Below are 10153 nucleotides of genomic sequence, written 5' to 3'. Positions count from 1 at the left end.
GCCAGCACGGTTGCGAGATCCTCGACAGTGCCGTCCCGGGCTCTACCCCATGGGGCACCACGTCGCTTCGCTCGTGGACGGGCCTCCGCGGAGGCACGCCTCCGCGCCAGCACGGTTGCGAGATCCTCGACAGTGCCGTCCCGGGCTCTACCCCATGGGGCACCACGTCGCTTCGCTCGTGGCCGGGCCTCCGCGGAGGCGCGCCTGCGCGCCGGGGGCGGTCGCCAGGTCCTTGACGGTTTCCGCTCGGCGCTGGCGCTCGTAGGGACTGCATCGAGGGAGCGGTGATCTCCGTGTTCCGCGTGACCTCGTACGCTGGTCGGGTGAGTGGGCGTAGCTATCAGGTGCGCACGTTTGGGTGCCAGATGAACGTGCACGACTCCGAGCGGATCTCCGGGATGCTGGAGTCCGCCGGATACGTGCCCGTGGCGGCTGGCGAGACCCCGGACCTCGTGGTTTTCAACACGTGCGCCGTCCGCGAGAACGCCGACAACCGGCTGTACGGCAACCTTGGTCACCTCTATCCGACCAAGAAGGCCAACCCGGGAATGCAGATCGCCGTCGGCGGCTGCCTCGCGCAGAAGGACCGCGGGACGATCACCCGCAAGGCGCCGTGGGTGGACGTCGTCTTCGGCACCCACAACCTGCACCGCCTGCCGGTGCTCCTCGAGCGCTCCCGGCACAACGCCGCCGCGCAGGTCGAGATCGCCGAGGCGCTGGAGGTCTTCCCCAGCACGCTGCCGGCCCGCCGGGCGAGCCACGCCTCCGGGTGGGTGAGCATCAGCGTCGGCTGTGACAACACCTGCACCTTCTGCATCGTCCCGAGCCTGCGCGGCAAGGAACGCGACCGGCGCCCCGGCGACGTGCTCGCCGAGGTCGAGGCGCTGGTCGCCGAGGGCGCCGTCGAGATCACCCTGCTCGGCCAGAACGTCAACTCCTACGGCCGCTCGTTCGGCGACCCGGGCGCGTTCGCCAAGCTGCTGCGCGCCTGCGGCCGGGTCGACGGGCTGGAGCGGGTCCGGTTCACCTCCCCGCACCCCCGCGACTTCACCGACGACGTGATCGCCGCGATGGCCGAGACCCCGAACGTCTGCCCGCAGCTGCACATGCCGTTGCAGTCCGGCTCCGACGACGTGCTGCGCCGGATGCGCCGCTCCTACCGGCGCGACCGCTACCTGGGCATCGTCGAGCGGGTTCGCGCCGCGCTGCCGGACGCCGCGATCACCACCGACATCATCGTCGGATTCCCGGGGGAGACCGAGGCCGACTTCGCGGACACCCTCGACGTCGTGCGCGCGGCCCGCTTCTCCGGCGCGTTCACCTTCCAGTACTCGCCGCGCCCCGGCACCCCCGCCGCGACCATGGACGACCAGGTCCCGCCGACCGTCGTGGCGGAGCGCTACCAGCGCCTCGTCGCCCTCCAGGACGAGGTCTCCCTGGCCGAGAACCGTGCCCAGGTGGGCCGCGTGGTCGAGGTGCTGCTCGCGGAAGGGGAGGGGCGCAAGGACGAGGCCACCGGCGGCCGCTCCGGTCGCGCCCGCGACGGCCGCCTCGTCCATCTCGGTCCGAACGCCCGGGCCGCCGGCGCGACCACGGCGCTCGGTGACGCGCTGCCGGAGCAGGCGAAGGCCGCCGCGCTCGCCCAGCTCGCCGCCCTCCGCCCCGGCGACGTCGTCACGACCGTCGTGACCTACGGTGCCCCGCACCACCTCGTCGCCGAGGGCGCGCCGCTGACCGCCCGGCAGACCCGCGCCGGTGACCTGTGGGAGGCCGCCCGGGAGACGCCGGGAGCGTCCCGCCCGTCGGTGAGCCTCGGCATGCCCGGCGTCGGCGCCCCGCCCGCCCCGAAGCCGGCGGACGGCGACGCGCCGGCCGGCGACACCGGCGACGCCGAGCATGGCTGCTCGGCCTCCGGGTGCGGCGGTGCCGCGTCCCCGGAGACTCCCGGATCAACGGAGCTGACCGGCCCGGTCCGGTCAGCCGCTGGCGCGGTGGCCGGGGCCGGGGCACAGTAGCCCGGTGACGCTCGTCGCCGCGGCGATCTGCCCGCATCCGCCCCTGCTCGTCCCCCGGGTCGGCGCCGGCGAACCGGTGGCCGCGCGGGAGCCCGCGCTCGCCGCCGTCCGCCGGCTGCGCGCCGCGGGCCCCGACCTCGTCGTGGTCGTCGGCGACGACCCGGAGGCGCTCGCCGCCGGCTCCCTGATCTACCCTCCGACCGCGGTCGGGGACTTCCGCGGCTTCGGCGTCGACTTCCGCGTCCCGCTCGGCCCCGGTGCCCGGGGCGCGCCGGGCGGGGCCGCGCTGCCGCTGTCCCTGGCGGTCGGCGCCTGGCTGCTCGCCGAGGCCGGTGTCACGGCGGGGCGCCGCGGGCTCGGCGTGTCGCCGAAGGCCGAGCCGGCCGAGGCCGCCGCGCTCGGCGCCGGCCTGGTCGAGGCCGCGGCGGCGGCGGGGGAGCGGGTCGCGCTGCTGGTGATGGGCGACGGCAGCGCCCGCCGGACGCCGAAGGCCCCGGGCTCACTGGACGACCGGGCCGGGCCGTATGACGCCGTCGTCGAACGGGCGCTGGCGACCGTCGACCTCGACACCCTGCTCTCCCTCGAACCGGGTCTGGCCGCCGACCTGCTCGTCGCCGGCCGGGCCTCCTGGCAGGTCCTCGCCGGGGCGCTGCGGGCCGCGGGAACGGGCGGCTGGGCCTCGGATGTTCTGTATGCGGACGCTCCGTACGGAGTCGGCTATTTCGTCTGCCTGTGGGAACCGGAGGTGCCGGGTGACGGCGTTCGCTGACGGACCGTACGCGCCGCGGCGCGCGATCGTGGCGGGCCTCGCCGCGCTGACCGCTGGCCCGGCGGACGGCCCGGCCGTCCTGCTGCTGCCCGGCTTCACCGGCAGCAAGGAGGACTTCGCGCCGGTCCTGCCGCTGCTCGCGGCCGCCGGCCTGCGCGGCGTCGCGGTCGACCAGCGGGGGCAGTACGAGTCGACGGGGGACCCCGACGGGCCGGACAGCCAGTTCGAGCTGGCCGGGCTCGCCGCCGACGTGGCGCGCGCCGCCGCCGAGCTCGGCGGCCCGGTGCATCTCGTCGGCCACTCGTTCGGCGGGCTGGTCGCCCGCGCGGCGCTGCTCGCCCACCCGGAGGCGCTCGCCTCGCTCGTCCTGCTCGGCTCCGGCCCGGCGGCGATCGTCGGCCCGCGCGGCCTCGCGCTGCGCGCCATGTTCCCGCTCTACGACGCGGGCGGCCTCGAGGCCGTCTGGGCGGCGGCCCGCGCCGTCGACACCGTCGTCCGGTCCCCGGCGGAAGCCGAGTTCCTGCGCCGGCGGTTCTTCGCCAGCTCCGAACGAGGGATGCTGGTCATGGGCCGGGCCCTGCTCGCCGAGCCGGACCGGGTCGCGACCGTCGCCGTCGCCGCGGCGGCGCGCGCCATCCCGCTGCTGGTCGCGCACGGCGTCGGCGACGACGCCTGGCCTCCCGCGCTGCAGGCCGACATGGCCGCGCGCCTCGGTGCCCGCTACGAGGTGATCCCGGACGCGCTGCACTCGCCGGCCGCGCAGAACCCGCCGGCCACCGCCGGCCTTCTCGTCGCCTTCGTCCGGGATTCCGCCGCGGTCGGCTCGCTCGCGTTCGAGGCTCTGGCCCCGCCGGCCGACGCCGCCGAGGTCGCCTGATCTCGTCCGCGTCCCGCCAGCGGCCAGCGGGGAGCGCGTCCGGCGGCGAGGGCCGGGCGAACCACCGGCGCCCGTGCCGCCCGCCGGGATCGGCACCCGCCCGGGACCGAAGAGAAAGATCCCCGGGAGTGCCGGCGCGGCCGCGCGTGGCAGGCTGGACCCCATGCGGAATGGTGATCAACATCCGCCCGGGCGGGTCGTCGCGATCGTCGGGCCCACCGCGGCCGGCAAGAGCGACCTGGCGATCGAGTACGCCGCCGCGCTCGGCGCCGGCGCGGCCGAGATCATCAATGCCGACTCGATGCAGCTCTACCGCGGCATGGACATCGGCACCGCGAAGGTGCCTCCGGCGGAGCGACGCGGCATCCCGCACCATCTGCTCGACGTCTGGGACGTGACCAGGACCGCCGACGTCGCCAGCTACCAGGCCGACGCCCGCGCGATCGTCGACCGGCTGCTCGCCGAGGGGCGGACGCCGGTGCTGGTCGGGGGCTCGGGGCTGTACGTGCGCGCCGTGCTCGACGAGCTCGAGTTCCCCGGCACCGACCCCGTGCTGCGCGCCCGGCTGGAGGAGCGGCTCGTCGCCGCCGGACCGGCCGCGCTGCACGCGGAGCTCGCCGCCGTCGCCCCCGACGCGGCCGCGGCCATCCTGCCCTCCAACGGCCGGCGGATCGTGCGGGCGCTCGAGGTCGTCGCCCTGACCGGTGGGTTCACCGCCACGCTGCCCGAGCACCGCTCCCGCTACGACGTGGTCCTGATCGGCGTGGACCGCGCCGACCTGGACGAGCGGATCGCCGTCCGGGTCGACCGGATGTGGGCGGCCGGGTTCCTCGACGAGGTCCGTGAGCTGGACAGGGCGGGCCTGTCCCAGGGACGGACCGCGTCGCGGGCGCTCGGCTACGCCCAGGTGCTCGGCTGGATGCGCGGCGAGTTCGCGTCGGCGGACGACGCGCGGGTCGCGACCGTCACCGCGACGCGTAGGTTCGCGCGTCGCCAAAGGTCCTGGTTCAAACGTGATCCACGGATATCCTGGCTTCACCAGCCCGAGGTCGGCACCGTCCGCCGCCTGGTGGGCTCGCTCTGACGTGTGAGCGGTCCGGCCCTCGCTGATGTGCGCCAGCGGGGCTGGGTCGGTTCATCCCGGCGTCCGGGAGAGGCCCCGTGACCGAGCTCGACCTAGCGCTCATCCATGCCCTGTACGCCGCCTTCGACGACGGAACCCTCCAGTTCTCGTTCGAGCCCGAGGTGGACCTGCGCACCGGCTCCGTGCCCGGGATGACCGCCCGGCTGCAGTGGGCACATCCCGACCGCGGGCTGCTGGAGGCGGCCGACATCCGCGCCGTCGCCCAGTACGCCGGGCTCGTCGACCAGCTCGACCAGTGGACGCTGCGCGCCGCCGTGACCGAGTGCCGCACCTGGCACCGCATGGCCGCCGGCACGCCGATCCGCCCGCCCCGGCTGTGGCTGCACATCGGCTCCCGCCAGCTCGCCCGCCCCGCGTTCGCGGCCGAGATGACCGGACTGGTCCACGACCGCGGCGCCCTGCCACCCGGCGCCGTCGGGCTCGCGTTCACCGAGGAGACCCTCGGCCGCGCGGACCCCTCGCTGCCGCGGCTGCTCGAGGCGCTGCGCGCGGGCGGCGTCGCGGTCGCCGTGCGCGCCTTCGGCAGCTGGATCGGCTCGCCGGCCACCCTGGACCTGCTGCCGCTGGACCTGGTCCGGATGGACGGCCGCTTCCTGCGCGCCACCCTGCGCGACCTTGAGGGCGAGGCGGTGTTCGCCGCCATGGTCACCCTCGCTCGCCGGCGCCGCACCGTCGTCCTCGCCGAAGGGGTCGACACCGCCCGCTTCGCCGCCCGCGTCACGACGCTCGGCTGCGACCGCGCCACGGGCCCCGCCTTCTGCCCGCCCCTGTCCCTCGACGACGCCCGCCAGCTCGCCCTCGGCCGCGGCCTCCCCACCCGCCCGCACACCCCGCACCCGCGTCCCGCGACCTCCACCTTCCACATGCAGCCCACAGCCTGAGGGCGCCGCTCGGCGTGGAACTCGCGCGTCGCCGGCCACCTCTGGGACCAGCTGGGCACGGCGGCTGGCGAATAGCAGGAAGTACCAGGAAACGAGACGTCGGAGGGCGGCCGCCCGCATTGGGTGGCCGCCCTCCGCGCTCAGGCGCTCGTTCCGACGCCGGCGTCGGAGATCGCCTTCACGAAGGCAGTCGTAGGGGCGTTCAGCCGATGTCGCGCGCGGGCCGCGCGGCGGCGTGCCGCCCCGCCCGGTACCCCATCACCATGCTCGGGCCGACGCAGGAGCCGCCGCCCGGGTAGGTCCCGCCGAGCACGGAGGCCGCGGTGTTCCCGGCGGCGTAGAGGCCGTCGATGATCGGCACCTCGGTGCCCAGCACTCGGGCGTCGGCGTCGATCTTCGGGCCGCCGCTCGTCCCCAGGGTCCCCGGCCACTGCAGGATCGCGCCGTAGACCGGGCCGACGACGGGCTTCAGGCTCGTCGTGTCCGGGCCGGTGGCCGAGCGGACCTGCTCGGGGTCACCCCAGTCGGGGTCCTCGCCCTTCTCCGCGAACGCGTTGTACCGGAGCACCGTCTCCTCCAGCGTGTCCGGGTCGACGTCCATCTTCACCGCGAGCTCGCGGATGCTGTCGGCCGCGACGAGCCAAGACGGGGCCGGCTGGCCGTTCGGCCCGACGATGGCGCCGTCGACGATCCGGCCGCCGAAGACACCCTTGGCGCTCTCCCACTGTGCCGCGCCGAAGACGCACCAGCCGGGTGCCTTGTTCGTGAAGCCCGGGTTGCGCTGGTCGAAGAAGTTGAAGGGGTGCGAGAAGTCGTTGTAGGTGTAGCCGCCGTGCATGAAGCGCTTGCCCTGCTGGTTGACGATGATCGACCCGGCGCCGAGGCCCATCTCCATCTGCGGCAGGGGGTCGCCGTCGCGGCCGATCTCCCAGGGGTCGTGCATGACGCCGTAGCTGAAGAAGGAGGTCATCAGGCCGAGCTGCGCCCCGGCGCGCATCGCCATCCGGTGACCGTCGCCGGTGTTGGTCCACGGCGTGCACGGTTTGACGTCGTAGCCGAGGAAGGTCTTCACCATCTCGGGGTTCCACTCGAAGCCTCCGGTGGCGAGGACGACACCCTTGCGGGCGCCGAGGCGCTTGCGCGCGCCGTCCTCTCCGACGACGACGCCGATGACGGCACCGGCCTCGTTCGTCACCAGATCGCGTCCCGGCGTCGAGTAGCGGACCGAGACGCCGCGGTCCAGCAGCGCCTTCAGCAGCGGGGCGACGAGGCCGCCGCCCTTTGCCCGGTATCCCTCTCGCCGACGCCGTAGCAGCTCCTCGCGGGGGACGACCTCGATCTCCTCGGCGTAGGCCACCTCGGGGGGCTTCACCCAGGGGCTGGGGTTCACACGCCCGGCCCAGTGCTCGCCGAGCTCGGCGCGCGCCGGATAGGGCTGGCACGAGACCGATCGCGGGACGTCCTTGGTGCCAGGGATACGGCCGGGGACGACGGCGTAGTAGTCGGGGAGCCCCTTGTGAGCGCGGGTCACGAGCCCGGTGTTGGTCTCGAGGTAGTCGAGTGCCTCCGCCGCGGTGTCGACGTACACCTCGATGAGGTGCGGATCGTAGGCGCGGCCGTCGGAGAGACGCGTGACGTAGGCGATCGCCTCTTCGCGCGTGTCCTGGTCCGCGATGTGCCGGTTCAGCGGGATCCACATGTCCCCGCCGGAGGCGGCCGTCGTCCCGCCGATGAACTCGGACTTCTCCACGACGCAGACACTCGCGCCGCCGTCGGCGGCGAGCAGTGCCGAGGTGAGGGCACCCGCGCCGCTCCCCACCACGACGACGTCGAAGACCTCGTCCCACGCAAGAGCGCTCATGTCCGGGATTCTCGGGTTTTTGTACCGACCGGTCAAGAAGTCGAGGAGATGTGATCTTCCTCGGGAACCACGCCGCGACCCCCGCGCCCACCCCCGCGCGGCGGTGGCGCCAGCCACGGCGATCCCGGCGGACGTACACGGATCCCTGGCTCTCAGGCCGTGGCGTCTATGACCACCGTCCGAGCCCAGGAGGGCGGGATCTCCTGACCACCACCGTGGGCGTCGTCGCGCAGGAGACCGACGACGACGCGAGTCCCGGGCGGGGGCCGGTCGGGCCACGGGGTGTAGCCGTCGGTGAGCACGATGACGGTCGACGGGCGGGGCCGCAGCGCCGCGGCGGCGGCGATGCCCGCGCCCATGTCGGTGCCGCCCCCGCCGGCGAGGTGGACCTGACCGGCCCGGCTGACCCGACGCAGCGTGTGCACGGTGGTGTCGACCGCGAGCACCCGCACCCCGTCCGCGCGCAGCCCGGCTCGGCCCAGGATGCCGTCGATCTCGGCGAGCGCCCGCGCGAGCAGGCCCTCGTGCATGGAGCCCGAGGTGTCACACACGATGGCCACCTCGGGAACGGGCCGGCGCATCGTGGGCAGCACGACGTCCGGCACGGCGCGGCCCCGCCGGGACGGGCGGCGGTAGCTGTAGTCGACCGCGCCGGCCGCGGCACTGATCGCCGAGCGGATCTCGGCGGCGAGCACCCGCCGCCAGTCGACCCGGGAGGGCAGCACGGCCTCGGCCCACCGCAGCCAGCCGCCGGCGACCGTGCCCGGCTCGGTCGCGTGGTGGCGTTGGATGTCCGCGGCGACGGCGAGCCGCAGCAGGTCACCCCTCGGAGGGGTGTGTTCGCGGAGCGGGCCGTCGGCCGGTCGGTCCCAGGGACGGACCCCGGCGTCGGCACCGGACCCGCAGTCCCACCGCCGGGGCCCGTCCGCGGCGACCCGGTAGTAGGCCTCGGCGAGCAGCCCGCCCGAGGCGCCGAGATCCACCGGCAGATCGGGGGCCGCGGCCGGCAGGCAGCCGTCGACCTGAAGATCGTCGTTGATCTCCGCGTCGGCGCAGCGGTTCCAGCGGGCGCCGCCGTCGTTCTGGGCGACGCGGCTCGCCTCGGCGCGGGCCGCGTGATCGCGGATCAGGTGGCTGGTGAGATGGATGAACAACCGGCCCAGCTCGGCCGGGTCGAAGCCGGCCAGGAGGTCGGGGTCGACGTGCAGCCGCCAGTCCCGGTCGACGGCTATCGTGCCGCTCCCGGGCGCCGGCTCGACGGAGCAGGCGAACAGGGCCCTCGCCAGGTAGGGCTGGCGGTTGACCGCCCAGACCCGCGCCGCGGCGATCTTCGTCCGGTCGGCGCCGGCCAGGGCGCTCAGTCCCGCTGGTTCGCTCTGTCGCCCACGAGCTACGGCCTCGTCCTCCGGGGTTCCTGCCGGATCGATGGAGCTTGCGGAGTCGATCTGGGAGGTCCGCCTCGGACGAGACCTCCGCTCGTGTGCTCCCGCGCTCACGCGAGCAGGCCGGCCTCGCGCAGCAACGGCGCGAACGTGGCCACCTCGGGCGGGACCGGGGCTCCGGGCGGGCGGCAGCGGGCCAGCGCGCGAGCGGCCGCCGCGGCGACGTCGGGAGCCGCGCCGGCGGCGCGCCCGAACGCCCGCCAGCCCCGCTCCCAGCGCCCCCCGCTCGGGTCCGCGGCGACCACCGCCGCGATCGAGGACAGCGCCGCGTAGGCCCGGTCACCCCGCTCGGGCAGGACGAACGAGTCCGGGTCGGCGAGCACCGCCTCGGGGTCGGGCAGGTCCGCCTCGACCAGCCAGGTCAGGAACTCCGTGCCGGCGCCCAGGCCGACGCAGCCACGGACCAGCAGCGAGACGATCGCGTCGTCGACGTCGCCGGACCGCGCGGCGGCGAGCAGGCGTGCCGTCATCTCCCAGGTCCGGGGGCTCGGCCACGCCCGGCCGGCGGTCACGGCCTGCTCGGGCACGTCGATGGTCAGCTCCGGCCGCACGGTCAGGAACCCGGCCACCCAGCCGCGGGCCACCGGGACCCGTTCGGCCCAGCCGGCGGCGAGCGGGGGCGGCGTGACGGCCGGCCAGCCGCCGACGAAGCCGTCGGCCACGGCGCGCGCGTCCAGCGGCCAGTCCAGATGGCAGAACCGGTTGGCCAGCGGGGCGGACAGGTCCCAGCCGTCGGCGGCCTGCTCCGGCGGGTTGGCCGCGGCCACGACGGCGACCTCGGGGGGAAGGGTGAGGTCGCCGACGGTGCGTTCCAGCACGACCCGCAGCAGCGCCGCCTGCACCGCCGGGGGAGCGGTGGAGATCTCGTCGAAGAACACCAGCCCGTGCCCGGCGTCGACCAGCCGTGTCGCCCACCGGGGCGGGGCGAACTCCACCCGGGCCGCCCCGTCCCTGCCGGACACGACCGGCAGGCCGGCGAAGTCGGACGGTTCCCGGATCGAGGAGATCACCGTCTCGCACGGCCAGCCCGCCGCGTCGGCCATGGCCCGGATCGCCGAGGTCTTGCCGGTTCCGGGAGGACCCCACAGCAGCACCGGGACCCGGGCCGCGACGGCGAGGCCGAGCGCCTTGGTCACGGAGGACTGTCCACTCACATCCGCAGTG

Annotated in this window: 8 protein-coding genes; 5 read left to right on the top strand and 3 right to left on the bottom strand. The window is 75.2% G+C overall.

What is annotated here, in order from left to right; genetic code table 11:
- The first annotated feature begins 365 nt into the window (after positions 1-365).
- From miaB to I6A81_RS33170, 5 genes are all read left to right on the top strand, one after another.
- Positions 366-2015, top strand: coding sequence for a tRNA (N6-isopentenyl adenosine(37)-C2)-methylthiotransferase MiaB (gene miaB / locus I6A81_RS33190; protein ID WP_238429475.1), 1650 nt, complete (start codon positions 366-368; stop codon positions 2013-2015).
- Between the two features lie 4 nt (positions 2016-2019).
- The gene (locus tag I6A81_RS33185; protein WP_203004157.1) at positions 2020-2784 is read left to right on the top strand and encodes a class III extradiol dioxygenase subunit B-like domain-containing protein; all 765 of its coding nucleotides are present in this window, start codon (positions 2020-2022) and stop codon (positions 2782-2784) included.
- A complete protein-coding gene (locus I6A81_RS33180) occupies positions 2768-3661 on the top strand; it encodes an alpha/beta fold hydrolase (protein WP_307875085.1) in 894 nt (297 codons plus the stop codon). Before I6A81_RS33185 ends, I6A81_RS33180 begins: the two co-directional genes overlap by 17 nt.
- Positions 3662-3824: 163 nt before the next feature.
- Positions 3825-4745 carry a tRNA (adenosine(37)-N6)-dimethylallyltransferase MiaA gene (miaA, locus tag I6A81_RS33175; protein WP_203004155.1) on the top strand — a complete coding sequence of 307 codons (921 nt, stop codon included), beginning with the start codon at positions 3825-3827 and terminating at the stop codon, positions 4743-4745.
- A 77-nt stretch (positions 4746-4822) separates the two neighbouring features.
- Entirely contained in the window at positions 4823-5686 is an 864-nt protein-coding gene (locus I6A81_RS33170) for an EAL domain-containing protein (RefSeq protein ID WP_203004154.1), read from the top strand.
- A 202-nt stretch (positions 5687-5888) separates the two neighbouring features.
- Here I6A81_RS33170 and I6A81_RS33165 read toward each other — a convergent pair whose 3' ends face one another.
- The 3 genes from I6A81_RS33165 to I6A81_RS33155 all read right to left on the bottom strand — a co-directional run bounded on the left by I6A81_RS33165 (position 5889) and on the right by I6A81_RS33155 (position 10143).
- Positions 5889-7547, bottom strand: coding sequence for an FAD-dependent oxidoreductase (locus I6A81_RS33165; protein WP_203004153.1), 1659 nt, complete (start codon positions 7545-7547; stop codon positions 5889-5891).
- Positions 7548-7699: 152 nt separating this feature from the next.
- The gene (locus I6A81_RS33160; protein WP_203004152.1) at positions 7700-9043 is read right to left on the bottom strand and encodes a vWA domain-containing protein; all 1344 of its coding nucleotides are present in this window, start codon (positions 9041-9043) and stop codon (positions 7700-7702) included.
- Positions 9040-10143 carry an AAA family ATPase gene (locus I6A81_RS33155; protein WP_203004151.1) on the bottom strand — a complete coding sequence of 368 codons (1104 nt, stop codon included), beginning with the start codon at positions 10141-10143 and terminating at the stop codon, positions 9040-9042. Before I6A81_RS33155 ends, I6A81_RS33160 begins: the two co-directional genes overlap by 4 nt.
- Positions 10144-10153 lie beyond the last annotated feature (10 nt).

This window comes from Frankia nepalensis, assembly GCF_016786325.1.
GTDB lineage: Bacteria > Actinomycetota > Actinomycetes > Frankiales > Frankiaceae > Pseudofrankia > Pseudofrankia nepalensis.
The sequence above is the reverse complement of the archived record's forward strand: the minus strand, read 5'-3'. Positions and strand labels throughout refer to the sequence as shown.